Origin of the sequence: Haloarcula salina (genome assembly GCF_010119195.1) — an archaeon.
Lineage (GTDB): Archaea > Halobacteriota > Halobacteria > Halobacteriales > Haloarculaceae > Haloarcula > Haloarcula salina.
In genome coordinates this window covers 84734-101570 of sequence record NZ_WRXL01000006.1, presented here as the reverse complement: position 1 = coordinate 101570, position 16837 = coordinate 84734, and the positions used below count along the sequence as shown (strand labels likewise).

The following is a 16837-nucleotide window of genomic DNA, read 5'->3' as shown; positions in this document are numbered from 1 at the left end:
GCGTCGACTCAGAAATCTCCGGTGACGATGTCGGCGACGCGCTGGCGGTCGAACAGCCGTTCGTCCGAGTCGAACTCTCCGGGGTAGAGCTGCTTCGCGGCGCGCTCGGTCAGTGCGAGGTTCTGAATCGGCCCCTGATAGAAGCCGCCCGCCCGATATACGTTCCCCTCCCGCACCGCGGTCAGTTCGCTGGCGGTCTCGTGGTCGCGGAAGAACGAGAGGAACGTCTCTCGGAACGCCTCGGGCGACATGGACTCGTACCCGTACAGCAGCAGGTAGTCCGGGTCCGCGTCGAGCAGCGCTTCGTACCCCATCGTCCCTCGTGAGGCGGTGAACGACTCGATTCCGGACCCGTCCAGGCCGTCGGGGACGCCGAGGTCGCGCCACTGCTTCCAGCCGGTCCCCCGCTCGATGCGGAAGGGGTAGAACTTCGACGGCTCCTCGGAGACGACCATCAGCAGGGCGACCGACGGCCGCTCACGCTCCGGGGGGATGCGCTCGTCGAGTCCACCGAGGACCTCGTCGTGAAGGGAGCGAAACGCCTCGAATCGCTCTCGCTCTCGGAACACCGCCGCCAGCTTCTCGAAGGCCTCGTACAGCGAGTAGTAGCGGTAGTCGTCGTGCCAGGCGTACTGCCGGCTGAAAATCGTGTTCCCGAAGAACGGGGCGACGGTCGTCGCCAGTTCGTCGATGTCCTCCGCGGCGATGTTCTCGATTCGGTTCGTCAGGAAATGCGGGTCGAAGACGTGGAGGTCGACGTCGAGCTCGTAGAACAGCTCCTTGTCGATTCCCGCGTCGTAAAGCTGGAGGATCTCGTCCTTGTCCACGGAGACGCCGGGGAGGTCGTCGTAGTGGTGCGTGTGGTAGCGACTCGTGCTCGTCACCCCCGCTGGCGGGTCCTGCCCGAGCGCGATTCCCATGTCGGCCCAGCCGCCGGTCATCGCCAGCCACGTCTCGGGCACGTCGTCGAAGGACACCTCCCCGACCGGCTCCATCGACACCGAGTAACCCGCGTCCTCGCTCGTTGCCGGCTCCGAATCCGTCGACGTGACGGTGGTCGGCGTCGAGTCCGTCGCCTCGTCGCCGCGACAGCCGGCGAGGAGGCCGCCGCCGACGACCGTGCCACCGTACTTGATGTAGTCTCTGCGGGTCGGTGACGTTGCGATGTCGTCGTCCATTGTCAGTAGTCTCCGGTGACGATGTCGGCGACGCGCTGGCGGTCGAACAGCCGTTCGTCCTCGGGAATCTCCGGATAGTGGTCGCCGTCCTCGTAGGTCGGCCACGCGCCGAAGACGTCGGGGTAGAGCTGCTTCGCGCCCATCTCGATCTGGAAGAGGTTCATGATGGGGCCCTGATAGCGCATCCCGGCGGGGTAGACGCGCCCTTCCTTCACTGCGGTCAGCTGGCTGCCGGCGGCGTTGTCTTCGAGCTTCGAGCGCGTGTCGGCCATGCTGTAGCTCGGGGTGAGTCCCCAGAGGTGGAGGAACACGTCGGGGTCGGCCTCCAGCATCACCTCGTAGTCGACCGTGCCCCAGAGCCCGTTCCACTCCTCGTCGCCGAAGGCGTCGTTCGCCCCCAGCGGCCGCGTGTCCGCGAGCCAGTAGCCGGGTTCGTTGAGGTGGTACGTCCAGAACTTCGAGCCGTCGCTCGAAAGGGTCGCCCGCACCGCGGTCGGACGCTCCTCTCGCGGCGGAAGGTTCGACTGGACGTGCGAGACGAGGTCCGCGTGGACCTGCGCGAGCGCCTCGTAGCGGGCCCGCTCCTGGAACACCTCGGCGACTTTGCCGAACAGTTCCCAGAGGGTGTAGTACCGGTAGTCGGCGTAGCCCTCCGGCGGGGCGTCGTGGGTCCCGCTGTAGAAGTTCCCGACCCAGGGGGCGAGCGTCGAGGCCACCTCGGCCACGTCGTCGGTGCTCCACCCCTCCTGTGTCGACACCCAGGCGGGGTCGGCGAGGTGCACGTCGCTGCCGCGCTCGTAGAGGGACTCCTTCGAGAAACCGTCGGTGAGCGGGTCGTGCAGCCCCTCCCAGTCCAGCGAGACGCCGTCGAGGTGGTGGTAGTAGTGGTTCATCGTCGTCCCCGACATCTCGGGGACGTACACCGAGTTCACGCGCTCGCCGTGGCCCAGCGCGACGGCCATGTCGAGGTACTGCGGGTAGACGGTGAACACCTCTTCCGGGACGGCGTCGAAGCGCACGTCGCCGACCGGCGACATCGACACCGTGTAGCCCTCGGTCGTGGTCGACTGTCCGTCGGCGGCGTCGGTCGGCGTCGTCGCTCCGTCGCTGCCGTCGCCCGTCGACTGCGAGGTCGGCGTCGCACTGTCTCCGCTCCCGGCACAGCCGGCGAGCAGGCCGCCGCCCAGCAGCGCGCCGCCGAACTTGAGGGCGTCTCGCCGCGTCGGCGAGCGCCGCGAGTCCGCGTCGTCAGTCATTCGTCGACCCCCTCCGTGATGATCGAGGCGAGCCGCTCGCGGTCGAACAGTTGCTCCTCCGAGAACGCGTCTGGGAAGTACGCCGTGGCGTACCGCTCGATCATGAAGAGGTTGTGCAGCGGGCCGGCGTAGATGGGGCCGCCGCGGAACACCATGTCGTTCTGGACGGCGGTCAGCTGACTGCCCACCTCGTGGTCCTTCATGTAGTCGAGGACCGTCGCCTCGAACTCCTCGCGGGTCTTGCCTTTCCGGTGGTAGCGAAGGAGCAGCGAGTCGGGGTCGATCTCCAGCAGCGTCTCGTAGTCGACGGTGCCCGTGTCGCTCGTCGAGAGCCCCTCGACGCCGCTGTCCGCGAAGGCGTCGGAGAGACCGAGCGTGTGGAAGTGCTCCTTGTTCGCGCCGTTGCCGGACAGGCGGTACGGGGTGAACTCCTCGGGCTCCTCGCCGGCGAACATGAGCGCCGCGTTCGGGCGCTCGTCCGGGGCGGGGAGCCGGGACTGGACCGTCGCGACGAGGTCCTCGTGGATGGCCCGGATCGCCTCGAAGCGCGCCTGCTCCTGGACCACCTGCGCGACCGTCTCGAAGGCCTCGTACAGCGAGTAGTAGCGGTAGTCGTGCCACGAGTCGGTCCGCCGGAAGATGACGTTTCCGAGGAACGGCGCGACGTTCTCGCGGATCTCGTCGAGGTCCTGCTCGGACCACGCCTGGAACCAGTCCGTCAGGGCGTGGGGGTCGATCAGGTGCAAGTCGGCGTCCATCTCGTAGAACAGCTCCTTCGAGATGCCGTCGTTCCAGAGCTGGGTGAGCCGCGAGAGGTCGATGGAGACGCCGTCGAGTTCCTCGTAGTGAGTCGTCTTGTACCGCCCGCGGTACCAGATGGACTGGGCCGCCTCGCCGTGGCCCAGCGCGACCAGCATGTCGATGTAGTCGGCGGTGAACGGCGCGATCGTCTCCGGCACGGCGTCGAACTCGACGGTTCCGACCGGCTCCATCGTCACCGAGTACGAGCCGTCGCCCGTGGCCGACTCGGTCGCCGCGGCGTCGGTTTCCGTCGTCGTCGCGGCCCCCGTCCCGTCGTCCGTCGCCGCGGGCGTCGCGCTGTCGCCGTCCCCGGTACAGCCGGCGAGCAGGCCGCCGCCGACGAGCGCACCGCCGTACTTGAGCGCGTCCCGGCGCGTCGGGCCCCCGCTGTCGGTCGGGCCGTCGCCGCTCATTCGTCGAACGCTCCCGTGACGATATCCGCGACGCGCTGGCGGTCGAACAGTTCCTCGTCGTCGGTCACCTCGCCGAACTCGTCGGGGTAGAGCTGCTTCGCCGCCCGCTCGGTCAGGAAGAGGTTGTGGATCGGTCCCTGATGCAGGTAGCCGCCGCGGTACACCCGGCCGTTCTGGACGGCCGTGAGTTCGCTCGCGACGGAGTGATCCCGCATGTACCCGAGGACCACGTCGCGGAACTCCGCGGCGGACTTGCGCTCGTGGCCGCGCACGAGGATGACCTCGGGGTCGATTTCGAGGAGGTTCTCGTAGTCGAGCTCGCCGCGGTTCGTCGTGCTGAGGTTCTCGATATCGGTGCCGACGAGGGCGTCCTTCGCACCGAGGTCGTGCCACTGCTTCTTGCTCGTCCCCTTGTCGCTGAGCCGGTACGGCGAGAACGTCGCGGGTTCGTTCGTCCCTTCGAAGGTCAGGAAGACCTCGGGGCGCTCGTCCTCAGGCGGGAGCCGCTCCTGGAGACCGCCGATGAACTCGTCGTGGAGCGACCGGAACGCCTCGAAGCGCGCCCGTTCCTGGAACACCTGCGCCACCTTCTCGAAGGCCTCGTAGAGGGTGTAAAACTGGTAGTCGTGCCACGCGTCCGAGCGGCGAAAGAGGAGGTTCCCGAAGAAGGGCGCGACGTTCTCGCGGATCTCGTCGACGTCCTCCTGACCCCAGTCGAACCAGTTCTTGAGCATCTCGGGGTCGTAGAAGTGCACGTCGGCGTCGACCTCGTAGAACACTTCCTTCGTCCGCACCTCCGGGTACTGCTCCAGCATCGCCTCGTCGATATCGACGCCCGGGAGGTCGTCGTACACGTAGGTGTAGTAGCGGTCCACGCCGTCGATGCCGGCGAACCCGTCGGCCTGGCCAAGCGCCACGGCCATGTCGGCGTACCCGCCGCAGAACGCGACCCACTGTTCTGGGGCGGACTCGAAGGTCACCTCGCCGACCGGTTCCATCGAGACCGAGTACGGGCCGTCGGTGCTCGGCGTCTCGGTTTCGGTCTGCGGGTCAGTCTCTGCCGCCGTCTCGGTCGCTGGGTCGTCGGTCGACGTCGACGCCGACCCGCCCTCGCTGTCACCGGCACAGCCGGCGAGCAGGCCGCCGCTGACGAGCGCACCGCCGTACTTCACGTACTCGCGCCGCGTCGGTCCGCCACTTCGCGTCGGTTCTGGTACCATGTGGTTTAGGCCTCCCTAACACTACCTAAACGCTTCGATATTTTGGCCAGCCTAAAGACCGTCGCCGTCGGGCGTCTCGTCGGCCTCGACGTAGCTGCGAATCGCGTCGTCGTCCATCGCCTCCAGCAGGGCGCGTTCGCCGACGCCGTCGACGGCCGATTCGGCGTCGAGGTGTGCGGCCAGCGCTTCGTGACCCCGTTCGGCCCGCGCTTCGATCTCCTCCGGGTCGATGTACGCCGACCGGGCCTGCTCGACGGTCGCGTCCCGGACGCGCTGGAACCGCTCCGAATCCGGGTCGACGGGCGCGTCCGCGGCGTGGCGCTCGTCGAACCACGTCACCCACCGCTCGCGGTCGGTCCACTCGTCGTCGAGTTCGGCCTCGCGCCGGACCCAGTCCACGCCCTCGGCGACGCCCTCCCACCAGCCGTCGTCGCGGCGGGCGTCGGCGACGACCCGGCGGCCGGCGCGCGCACCGCGAGCGGCCGCGAGAATCGCCTGCCTGTCCGCACCCGGGGTCGGCGAGGCGACGTACAGCCCGTCGACGGGCGTCGACCCGTCGCGGTCGGCGTAGTCCCGGGCGAAGCGCTCGTGCTCTTCCCCGTGGTGCTCGTTCGTCTCGATCATCGCCTCGCCGTCGAGGCCCTGCAGGTACGTCCCGTCGTAGCGCGTCGCCGCGACCACCCGGCGAGCGGTGACCGGCTCCCCCTCCTGCAGGTCCAGCGCGAAGCCGGACTCGTCGGTCCGGTCGACCGATTCGACCATGTCCGAGACGAGCGCACAGCCGGCGGTCTCGGCGTGGGCGTGGAACAGGTCGTACAGCGTCTCCACGTCGATGCCGGCGGGGAAGCCGAGGTAGTTCTCCAGGTGGGCACACCGCTTGAGCGAGGAGCGCCCGCGATCGAAGACGACCGTTTCGAGCCCCTCGCGGGCGGTGAAGACGCCGGCCGAACAGCCGGCCGGGCCGCCGCCGACGACGGCCACGTCGTAGTCGAACGCGCCGTCGGCGCGCCCGTTCGTGCCGGCCATGGTCAGAGCGCCCCGTTGACGACGTCGGCGACGCGCTGGTAGTCGAACAGCCGCGCGTCCGCGTCGGCCAGCGTGTCCAGGCCGTCCCAGGCCCCGAACGTCTCGGGGTAGAACTGCTTGGCGGCGGCCTCGGTCTGGAACAGATTGACGATCGGCCCCTGATAGGAGGTCCCGCCGCGGTAGAGCCGGTCGTTCTCGACGGCCGAGAGCTGCTGTCCGACGGGGTCCTCGCGCATCGCGTCCATCCGCCGCTCGAACTCCGCCGTCGAGACGTGCGAGAAGCCGTACTGGAACAACAGTGCGTCCGGGTCGATTTCGAGGATCGTCTCGTAGTCCCACTCGGCGTAGCTGCCGTCGATGTGGTCGTCGAACGCCCCGCGCATCCCGAGGTCGCGGTACTGCTTGTGCCCGTTCCCGTCGTGGACCGGGTACGCGTAGAACGCCCCGTTCTCGAAGTCGGAGTTGACAGAGAGGAGCCCGACGGTCGGGCGCTCGTCCTCCGGCGGGAGATCGGCCCGAATCGTCGCCAGGAGGTCGTCGTGGACCGACTTCAGCGCCTCGTATCGCTCGCGCTCCTGGAACACTTGCGCGACTTTCTCGAAGGCCTCGTACAGCGAGTAGTAGCGGTAGTCGTGCCAGTCGCTCCCGCGACGCCGGATCGAGTTACCGACGATTGGGCCGACGTTGGCGTCGACCTCCTCGAAGTCCGCGGCGTCCATGCCGTCGGCGAGGCGGGACAGGAAGGTCGGGTCGAACAGGTGTACGTCACAGCCCAGCTCGTAGAACGCCTCCTTGTCCAGCCCGTTCTCGCCCATGAGCTGCGTGACGCCGTCGAAGGACACGTCCACGCCGGGGAGGTGGTCGTAGAACGCGAGCGGCCAGTTCTCCGTGAAGACGAGCCCCTGGAGCCCGTCCAACTGCCCGAGCGCGATTCCCATGTCGCCGTAGGTGCTGAAGTACGCCAGCCACCGTTCGGGGACCGACTCGAAGGTCACATCGCCCATCGGCTCCATCGACACCGAATAGCTGTCGCCGCCGGTCGCCGTCTGCCGGTCGTCGGTCGCCTCGGTGGTCGTCACCGTGTCAGTCGGCTCCGGACTCGCCGTCCCCGACGGCTCGCTCCCGCCGGAGCCGGTGCAGCCAGCCAGCGCCCCGGTCGCGGCCGCTCCGAGACCGGTCGCGATGAACTGCCGCCGCGTCGAATCGCCGCTTCGATCGTCGTCCATGTGGATTAGGCCAGCCTAAAGAGATATAGCGGTTACGATATTTCGGCGGGCCTAAAACGTCACCGGGGCGCTCCGCACCGCGGACACAGCGGCGGGCCATCGGTCGGGAGTCCGAGGCCGCAGTGGCGACACTCGGCCTCGCCGCCGCCCGACGCGATGGCGGTGGCGGCCTCCTCCGTCGTCTCACGGATCGACGCCAGCGTCCCGACTCGCGGGCCGCTGTCCGCGTCGGTCTCTGTGGCTATCTCGCCATCGGGCACTGGCGCGTCCGCTCCCGCGCGGGCCGCGAACCGGACGCGCTCGGCCACGAACGGGTCCGCGTCGTCGGGGTCGGGTAGCGAGTCGACAGCCACTGTCTCCGCCGAATCGGCGCGGGCCGCCAGCCCGAGTGCCTCGGCCGCTCGACCTCGGACGGAGGCGCTCTCGTCGTCGAGGCGCTCGCTGATCTCGTCGCGCGCGTCCCGGAGCCGGTCGGGGTGCTCACAGCCGACGGCGACGAGCGCCGTCGTCAGGTGATACCGGACGAGTTCCCGGTCGTCAGTCAGGTGTTGGGCGAGGTCCGAAACGCGGTGACGAAGTCGGGCCGGGTCGCCCAGCGCCACGCATTCCAGTGCTTTCGCCAGCTTCTCTCGCACCTCCGGCTCGTCGAGCGCCAGCCCGACGCGCAAGTCGGCGAGCACCTCGGGCGAGGCCACCTCCGCGGACCGTTCGACGGCGACGTACCCCAGCGCTTCGGCCGCCCGGGCCCGGACGTAGTAGAACTCCTCGTCGTCTCCCAGCCGCGACGCGAGGGCGGACACCGCCGGCACGACGGCGTCGGGCGCTCGCTCGGCGACGGCGACGAACAGCTTCGCGGTCGAGAGCCGCACCGCCCGCTCCTCGTCGGTCAGGGAGGCCGTAAGCGGTTCGACCAGCGGGGCGACCGCTTCGGGCGTCGAGTCGGCGAGAGTTCGGAGCGACCGCAGCGCCGCTTTCCGCTCGTCGGTGGCGGCCGTTTCGAGGTCGGTGACGCGCTCGGCCGCCGCCTCGTGGTCGCCCCGCTCGAGAAGTTCGACGAGGCGATCGGCCACCGTCGGATCGTCCGTGTCCTCCATCTGTATCCCGTTGGCGAGTGGCTGCACGGCCCGACGATATAACGGTATTGCCCGGTCACCGCGGCGACTGCGCTCTCCGGAAGGCCCGAGACACCGCTCTATCGGCCGACCGACGCGCACTACCGTCATCGATAGACCCGGAGTGGGCGATCCAGAGCTAGCCCGTCGGATCCGGCGACACCGACGCCGCGGACGCGGCCGAAACCCTGTCCGTCTCGCCTCGAAGTCGTCGTCGGCTCGGGAACTCCCGGCCGAGGACATACACCGCGATGCCGGCTCCGCCCGGGTTCGAATATCACGGTCACCACAACTATCAAGGCGGTGTCAATCGCAGTGAGCCTATGCATCACCCTGGTCCGCCGAAGTTCGTCGCGACGGGGGACGAGGTCGAACTCGCGCCTCGCGACCCCGATCCGTCGGCGACGTACTCCTGGCGGCTGACGCGCGTCCCGGACGGCTCGACCGCGACGCTCGGCGACGACCCCGTCGAACACCTCGTCCCGGACGCCCCTGGCAGATACGTCGCCCGGCTCTCCGCGCCGGACGGCGACCACGAGGTCACCGTCCGCGCGTTCCCGGGCGCGCTCAGATCGAGCGGCATCCACACCTCGGGCCGTTCGGGTCGCTCCGGTTCGTCTGGCGGGCGGAGCGGCCCCGGCGTCTCCGGCGGCCGGAGCGGCTCCGGCCCCGTTGGGAGCGGCCACGGCGCACAGACCGGATCCGGCGACGGCGGCGGCCGGCCGCGGCTCACCCTGCGGCCCGCCGTAGAGGGCGACGAGGCCGTGGTCAGGGCCGACGTGAGCCCGCACCCGGACGCGAGCGAGACCGCGAACGACCTCGCCGTCGAGTTCCTGCTCGACGACCGAGACGAGGTCGACCCCGACGCGGTGATCGAGGGCGAGCGCGAACTCCGGATTCCGCTGGACGCGCTCCCGGACCGCGCCCGCGTGCACGCCGTCGCGGTCGGCGAGGCCGGCTACAGCGTGCCCGACCAGGCGGAGTTCACCCGCACCGCCACCGACGGTGGGAGCGCGGTCGTCCCCGGGCGACCCTACGACGCGCCCGAGTGGGCCGAAGACGCCCTCATCTACGAGATATACGTCCGGACGTTCGCCGGCGACGGCGAGGACTCGCCCTTCGACGCCATCGTCGACCGACTGGACTACCTGGACTCGCTGGGCGTCGACGTGCTCTGGCTCACGCCGGTCTTGCAGAACGACCACGCACCCCACGGCTACAACATCACGGACTTCTTCGCCATCGCGTCGGACCTGGGCACGCGCGAGGACTACGAGCGGTTCGTCGAGGCCGCGCGCGACCGCGGCTTCAGGGTCCTGTTCGACCTCGTCTGTAACCACTCGGCGCGCACGCACCCGTACTTCGAGGCGGCCCGCGACGACCCGGACAGCGAGTACCGCGACTGGTACGAGTGGCGCACCGAGACCGAACCGGAGACGTACTTCGAGTGGGAGCACATCGCGAACTTCGACTTCGATCACCTCCCGGTCCGTCGGCACCTGCTCGACGCGGTCGCCCAGTGGGCGGAACTGGTCGACGGCTTTCGGTGTGACATGGCGTGGGCGGTGCCCGACGGCTTCTGGCGCGAGATCCACGACTACTGCAAGGACCGCGATAGCGAGTTCCTCCTGCTGGACGAGACCATTCCGTACATTCCGGACTTCCAGGCCGGCCTGTTCGACATGCACTTCGACTCGACGACGTACGCGGCGCTCCGGCGGGCCGGCGGCGGCGACGACGCCGAGACCGTCCTGGACGCCATCGACGAGCGGGCGCGGATCGGCTTCCCCGACCACGCGTCGTTCATGCTCTACGCCGAGAACCACGACGAGACGCGCTACCTCGTCGACTACGGTCGCCCGGCCGCCGAGGCCGCCGCCGGCGCGCTGTTCACCCTGCCGGGGTCGCCGCTGCTGTACGCCGGCCAGGAGTTCGGCCAGCGCGGCCGGCGCGACGCCCTCGCGTGGGACCACGCCGACGAGTCCCTCCAGGCGTACGTCGGGGACCTCTCGGCCGCCAGACACGGCCTCCCGGCGCTGTCGACCGACGCCGACCTCGTCCGCGTTCCCTACGACGTGCGCGAGGGGCCGTCCGACCGCGTGGTCGCGTTCGCCAGAGCGACCGAGACGGACGCGGCCGTGGTGGTCCTCAATTTCGGGACGGACCCGGCGACGGTCGAGGTGCCCGACGCCGCGGGCGAGACGGACGCCGTCTCGGGCCAGTCCGTCGCGGCCGACGGCGACGGCGCGGTCACCGTCGACAGCGTCGCCGTGCTCCCGGCTGACGCCGCCGCGCTCGACCTGTAATCGGTCGCCGAGTCCCGTGTCAGGGGTTCGCGAGGACGAATCTGGGCGATAGCGACCGTCGATCCGGCGCGTTCGACTAATTTGCAGAAATCACAGGTGTTTATAGAGATTGGTCTGATTTGATATGTATGCGGCTTACGACGGCGCTCAACGAGTTCAAGACTCGTCGCGGGCGCTTCCCGGAGGAACGGCGAACTATCTCGGGCTCGTTCTCCGGACACGGCGACCGCCTGGTCCACGTCGGCGAGAACGGCACGCTGAGAGACTACTCCGACTCGCTGTCAGGGCTCTCCGGTATCGATCGGTCCCAGCTCGGGATCCTCATCGGTGACGAGACGCGGTGGTTCTACGACCTTGAGACCATCAGACAGCACTACTATCGCGACACGCGCCTCGTCGAGACCGAGTACGACGCGGGGTCGTTCACCGTCCACCAGTACGACCTGACGCTCGGGCGGGCCCACGTCACACACGTCGAGATGCGGGGGGCCGTCCCCCAGGACGCGAAGCTCGTCGCGTTCGTCACGATGGCCCCCGAGGGCTCCGAGAGTGGCGTCGGCTCGCTCATCCACGAGGACGGCGGGCCGGCGGACTCGCGCGTGCTCGAAGTCTTCCACCGCCGCGAGCACGACTACCTCGCCGCCTCCACGGGACTCGACGCCGTCGACGGACAGCGACCGGAGCGCCTCGCCGAGATCTTAGCCGACGAGCCGGTGACGTTCCCGCGGTCCGCCCCGACCGAGCGCCGCGACCAGACGCGGCTCACCGGCGACTTCCTCGTGACCGCGCCCCTGGAGCGCTCCGGGCGGAGCAACAGCACGACGCTCATCAGCCAGCTCTCCGACCACGACGAGGTGGACCGCGAGACGGCGCTGCTCGACCTCTCGGCGTGTGCGCGCGAGCACGCGAGCGCGGACGAACTGCGCCAGGCCGCCCGTGATCGGACCCGTGTCACCGTGCCCGAATCGGCCCCGCGCTGGGAGTCGGTGCGGACGGACCTCCGGGTGATGGAACTGCTGTCGTCGCCGATGGGCGGTCGCATCGCCGCCCCCGAGTTCGACCCCTTCTACGCCAACTCCGGGGGCTACGGTTACGTCTGGTTCCGCGACGACGCCTCCGTCTCGCGGCACCTCCTCGAAGCCGGCGACCGCATCGACATCGAGACGCTCGGCGTCCTCGCCGAGAGCGCGCGGTTCCTCTGTGACAGCCAGCGTCCCGACGGCACCTGGCCCCACCGCGTCTGGGCGGACGACGGCTCGATCGCGCCGGGCTGGGCCAACGCCAGGGTCGAGCACGACGACTCCCCCGAGTACCAGGCCGACCAGACCGCGACCGTCACCGCCTTTCTCGCGGCCCTGTTGCGAAAGCACCGCGCCGACCTCGACGACGACCTGACGGCCGAGATCCGCGACACGATCGAGGCGGGCGTCGACGCCCTCGTCGCAGACGTCGCGGACAACGACCTGCCCGCGCCGTGCCAGAACGTCTGGGAGGACTCGGTCGGGCAGTTCGTCCACACCGCCGCGACGTTCATCGAGGCCTTTTCGGCCGTCGCTCGCGCGCCGCTCCGGGAGGACGTCCGGGAGCGCGGCCGCGACGCCGCGGACCGCGTGATCGACGGCCTCGACCACCTCTGGGACGAGGACATGGAGGTGTACCTGATGGCCCTGCGTGACGGCGACCCCGACCACCGCATCGACGCGGCGGGGCTGCACCTCGCAGACGCCATGGACGAGTACCTCGGCATCGAGACGGCGTCGCTCGACTACGACCAGCTCACCCGCCTGGCGGACCACGTGAGCACGACGCTCGACACCCTGTTCCGAAACCCTCCGGGGAGCCAGGTCGCGGGCCTCGTCCGCTACGAGGGCGACCGCTGGCGGACCGGCCACCAGGACGCGGAGAAGGTCTGGTCCGTGACGACCGCGATGGGCGCGCTCGCCGCCGCCCGCGTCGGGTCGCTGCTGAACGACCGCGGCCGACGCGGCGACGCCTACCTCGACCGCGCGAGCGACCTGTACGAACTGCTCTCTGACGACGGGCCGCTCACGACCGGGGCGGGCTACCTCGCCGAGCAGGCCTTCGACGACGGCGACCTCGACAGCGCCGCGCCGCTGGGCTGGTCGCACGCGCTCAGGCTCCACGCGACCGCGCTGCTCGACGACCTGAACGCGCTCCCGACGACCTCCGCGGTGACCGAGGGGCCGAGCGCGAACCCGACGTGGACCACCGGCGAGAAGTACGGCGTCGGGACCGTCGCCGACCACGGCGAGCAGGACCCCTCTCGCGTGTGGTTCACGCTCACCGAGGGGGCCCTGACCGAGGCGCGGTACCCGCAGGTCGACCTGCTGAACCTCCGGACGCTCGACTTCCTCGTCAGATGCGTCGACGAGACCGACTACGCCGTCCGGACCCACCGGGAGAACCGCCGGGTCGACGACACCGTCGAGCGCCGCGTCGAACCGGTCGACGACGAGTCGCTCCTCTTCCGGCACGTCTTCACCGAGACGGGCGACGGCCGGGGCCACCGGTGGACGCTGACCGTCGACTACGCCACCGACCCCGAACACGACGCGATCGTCGCCGACGTGGCCTTCGAGGCCGAGGACGACAAGCTCTACGACGTGTTCTCGGTCGCCGACATCGCCCTCACCAGCACCGACCGCCACGACCGCGGCATCAGGTACGGGAAGCCCGGCAGCTACCACCTCGTCGCCCGCAATCCCCGGGCCTACACCGACGCGACGGACAACGACCTGCTGGTCGACGAAAACGGCGACGCCTACTCAGTCGCCGTCGCGCTGGCGTCGGACGGCCGCTTCGACTGGGCGACGGTCGGCGCGGCCGGGAGCGACCGCCTCGACGCGCTGTACTCGAAGGGCGACCTCCCCGACCCCGTGGAGTCGGTCGACGGGACGAACGTCGTCCTCGTCGGTCGCCTCGGGACCGGCACTCGGACCAGCGAGACGCTGGCGCTCGGGTTCGCGCGCCACGCGGACACCGCCGCCGCACTCGGCGAGGCCGACGGCGCGCTCGACCGCGGCTACGAGACCGTTCAGTCCGAATACGCGGCGAGCTGGCGCGACTTCCTCGACGACAAGCGACTGCCCGACGCGGTCGCCGACGACGAGGAGCTGGCCAATCAGTACCGGAGCGCGCTCATGACGCTCCTGGCCGTCGAGGACAAGACCTACCACGGGGCGTCCATCGCCTCGCCGTCCGTGCCGTGGGGCGAGGCCGTCAACGCCGAGCAGCCCAAGGGATACGGCTACAACTTCGTCTGGTCGCGGGACCTCTATCAGGTGTTCACGGTCTTCGACGCCGTCGGTTCGCTCGACATCGCCGCCGGGCAACTGGAGTACATCTACCGCTACCAGCAAGACGAGACGGGGTTCATCCCGCAGAACACCTACGTGAACGGGACGACCCGCTGGGGCGGCGAGCAGATGGACAACATCTCGTTCCCGCAGGTGATGGCCTACCACCTCGCCGAGGCCGGCGTCGACTTCGAGGACGTGGACTACGGCTACGAGAACGTCCGCCGGTCGGCCGACTACGTCGTCCGCAACGGCCCCGAGACGGCCCAGGAACGCTGGGAGGAGGAAGCCGGATTCTCGCCGTCGTCCATCGCGGCGGAGATCGCCGGGCTGGCCTGTGCGGCGAAGCTCGCGATCGACACCGGCCACGACGACGACGCGCTCGTCTGGCTCGCGCTCGCCGACCACTGGGCGAACAACGTCGACGACTGGACGGCGACCGAGACCGGGACCGAGCGCCACACCAACACGCCGTACTATCCCCGGATCACGCTCGACGGCGACCCCGAGGCCGGCCACCTCCGGACGCTCGCCAACGACGGGCCGACGCTCGACGAGCGCAACATCATCGACGGCGGCTTCCTCGAACTCGTCCGCCTGGGCATCAAGCCCGACGCCGACGCGGTGATCCGGAACTCCCTCGCCGAGGTCGACGAGACGATCCGCGTCGACACCGAGTGGGCCCCCGGATTCTACCGGTACAACGGCGACGGCTACGGCGAGCGCGACCGCGAAGACCAGGGCGCGCCCTGGTCGGTCGAGCACAAGGGGAAGGGCCGCCTCTGGCCGCTGCTGACCGGCGAGCGCGGCGAGTACGAACTCCACCGCGACGACCCGGACGTCCGCCCCGCGGACTGCCTCCGGATGATGCAGCAGGTCGCGAACTCCGGGCGGATGATCGCCGAGCAGATCTGGGACCGCGAGCACACGACGGAGTACGACTGGGAGTTCGCCGAGGGGACCGGGTCGGCGACGCCGCTGGCGTGGTCGATGGCGCAGTACGTCCGCCTGGCCCACGGCGTCAGCGCGGGCGAGCCGATCGAGACGCCGGCGTTCGTCCACGAGCGCTACCGCGAGGACGGCGTCCACCAGCCCGACCGCAGTCCGGCGCTGCGCGTCGACACGCAGTTCCGCGGCAACGAACTGGTCGTCTCCGGCGAGACCACCGGCGTCTGCGTCGTCATCAAGACGCCCGCCGACAGCGCGTTCGTCACCGTCGACGACCGAGAGTTCAGCGTCGCGCTCGACGTGGAGCCCGGCGAGAACCAGGTCATCGTCGCCGCCGCTGACGACGAGGACCTGGAGGAAGCCGGGACGACCGTCTGGCGACTCCGGCTCTAGCTCCCCATACCACTTTACCAGTCACCGGCGAACGTGGAGGTATGGACGCGATAGTCTTGGCCGGCGGATACGCGACGCGACTGTGGCCGATCACCCGTCGACGTCCGAAGATGCTGTTGCCGATCGGCGAGACGACCGTCATCGACGGCGTCCTCCGGTCGCTCGAGGACGACGAGCGGGTCGAGACGACCTACCTGAGTACGAACGAGGCCTTCGCCGACGACTTCAGGGCCCACGTCGACGAGATGGGCTACGAGAAGGTCAGGCTCTCCGTCGAGGACACGTCCGGCGAGGACGAGAAGTTCGGCGTCGTCGGCGCGCTGGCCCAGCTCGTCGAGCGCGAGGGCATCGACGACGACCTGTTCGTCATCGGCGGCGACAACCTCATCGGCTTCGACCCCTCGGAGTTCCTCGACTTCTTCGAGGCGCGAGACGCCCCGTCGCTCGCCGCCTACGACGTGGGTTCCCGCGAGAAGGCGAAGTCCTACGGGCTGGTCGAACTCGACGGCGAGCAGGTCGTCGACTTCCAGGAGAAGCCCGACCACCCCAACAGCACGCTCGTCTCCATCGCCTGCTACGCCTTCCCGGCCGATTCGATCCGCTTCGAGGAGTACCTCTCGGACGACAACAACCCCGACGAGCCCGGCTGGTTCATCCAGTGGCTCCAGGCCCAGGAGCCGGTGTACGCCTTCACCTTCGACGACGTCTGGTTCGACATCGGGACGCCGGAGTCGTACTTCGAGACGGTCGAGTGGAAGCTCGACGGCGGCTCGCTCGTCCACCCCGACGCCACCGTCGAGAACTGCGACATCGGCGACACCGTCCACGTGATGGCCGGCGCGGAGGTGGTCGACACCAGCCTCGACCGGGCGATCATCTTCCCGGACGCCACGGTGCACGACTGCGCTCTCACCGAGACGATCCTCGGCGAGAACGTGTCCCTCGAGGGCCTGGATATGGCCCGCTCGCTCGTCATCGAGCGGTGAGCGGTCGCGCCGCCGGGGACGACCGGCGCGTCCCATCCCTTCACATGACACTATATCGCATGTGACAGTGTTCAAGACATCGGACCGTACACCGCCGCTTGTTCGGCACTGCTGTGTCGAATATATCAGGGTATTAGCCCCTCTACGGGCGCTTCACGGCGGTGCGTCTAACAGCAGTACGGGTGTTACAAGATTCCAGCACCGGGTGACACCTCTCTCGAAATACCGTCCTGTTGATCGGTTCTGCCAGTCGCGCCGGGCGCTGGCCAAGGATTAAGTTCGGTACAGCCGTGGGTCCGGCATGAGCAGCGAACCGGAGGAGGAGGGCGGCGCGGAGCCCAGACCCGTCGATTTCGACATGACCATCGACGACGGCCGGACCAGGATCGAGGTGTCCGGCGACCGCGACACGGCGGTCGTCGTCGAGTCCGCCTCGGGCGAGAAGATCTACCTGCCGCCGGAGGACTTCGACCGCGAGCCGGCGGACCGCCAGTCGCCGTACGACAGCCCCTACCAGCCCGCCAGCCAGACCGCCGACAGCCCGTACCAGACCCATCCCGACGCGACCGCGGTGACTGGCATGGAACCGACCGCCGACGGCTACCTCGTCGTCCACCCGGAGCCGGTCACGGACGTGCGCTTTCTCCGCTGAGGC

General features: G+C 69.4%; 11 protein-coding genes. 4 read left to right on the top strand and 7 right to left on the bottom strand.

Translation table 11 applies throughout. From position 1 onward, the window contains the following. Positions 1 to 8: 8 nt before the first annotated feature. Genes GM656_RS15585 through GM656_RS15555 form a run of 7 tightly spaced genes read right to left on the bottom strand, consistent with a single transcriptional unit; the run spans position 9 to position 8214 of the window. The gene (locus tag GM656_RS15585; protein ID WP_174242994.1) at positions 9 to 1178 is read right to left on the bottom strand and encodes an ABC transporter substrate-binding protein; all 1170 of its coding nucleotides are present in this window, start codon (positions 1176 to 1178) and stop codon (positions 9 to 11) included. A 2-nt stretch (positions 1179 to 1180) separates the two neighbouring features. After that, on the bottom strand, positions 1181 to 2434 hold the full coding sequence (locus GM656_RS15580) for an ABC transporter substrate-binding protein (protein WP_162414607.1): 1254 nt from the start codon (positions 2432 to 2434) through the stop codon (positions 1181 to 1183). Next, positions 2431 to 3648 (bottom strand): ABC transporter substrate-binding protein, encoded by a 1218-nt coding sequence (locus GM656_RS15575; protein ID WP_162414606.1) that lies wholly within the window; start codon positions 3646 to 3648, stop codon positions 2431 to 2433. Before GM656_RS15575 ends, GM656_RS15580 begins: the two co-directional genes overlap by 4 nt. After that, positions 3645 to 4868, bottom strand: a complete 1224-nt coding sequence (locus tag GM656_RS15570) for an ABC transporter substrate-binding protein (protein WP_162414605.1) — start codon at positions 4866 to 4868, stop codon at positions 3645 to 3647. Before GM656_RS15570 ends, GM656_RS15575 begins: the two co-directional genes overlap by 4 nt. Before the next feature lie 51 nt (positions 4869 to 4919). Continuing rightward, positions 4920 to 5894: an NAD(P)/FAD-dependent oxidoreductase gene (locus GM656_RS15565; RefSeq protein ID WP_162414604.1), complete on the bottom strand. Its 975-nt coding sequence runs from the start codon at positions 5892 to 5894 to the stop codon at positions 4920 to 4922. Between the two features lie 2 nt (positions 5895 to 5896). Further along, positions 5897 to 7120 carry an ABC transporter substrate-binding protein gene (locus tag GM656_RS15560; protein ID WP_162414603.1) on the bottom strand — a complete coding sequence of 408 codons (1224 nt, stop codon included), beginning with the start codon at positions 7118 to 7120 and terminating at the stop codon, positions 5897 to 5899. 59 nt (positions 7121 to 7179) lie between these two features. Further along, the gene (locus tag GM656_RS15555) at positions 7180 to 8214 is read right to left on the bottom strand and encodes a HEAT repeat domain-containing protein (RefSeq protein ID WP_162414764.1); all 1035 of its coding nucleotides are present in this window, start codon (positions 8212 to 8214) and stop codon (positions 7180 to 7182) included. 341 nt (positions 8215 to 8555) lie between these two features. Between GM656_RS15555 and malA the strand changes: the two genes are divergently transcribed. From malA to GM656_RS15535, 4 genes are all read left to right on the top strand, one after another. Next, positions 8556 to 10538: an alpha-amylase MalA gene (gene malA, locus GM656_RS15550; protein ID WP_162414602.1), complete on the top strand. Its 1983-nt coding sequence runs from the start codon at positions 8556 to 8558 to the stop codon at positions 10536 to 10538. A 128-nt stretch (positions 10539 to 10666) separates the two neighbouring features. After that, entirely contained in the window at positions 10667 to 15196 is a 4530-nt protein-coding gene (locus GM656_RS15545; RefSeq protein WP_162414601.1) for a glycoside hydrolase family 15 protein, read from the top strand. Between the two features lie 41 nt (positions 15197 to 15237). Next, complete coding sequence (locus GM656_RS15540) at positions 15238 to 16182, top strand: sugar phosphate nucleotidyltransferase (RefSeq protein ID WP_162414600.1); 945 nt, start codon at positions 15238 to 15240, stop codon at positions 16180 to 16182. A gap of 301 nt (positions 16183 to 16483) precedes the next feature. After that, positions 16484 to 16834, top strand: a complete 351-nt coding sequence (locus tag GM656_RS15535) for a DUF7510 family protein (protein ID WP_162414599.1) — start codon at positions 16484 to 16486, stop codon at positions 16832 to 16834. The last annotated feature ends 3 nt before the right edge of the window (positions 16835 to 16837 follow it).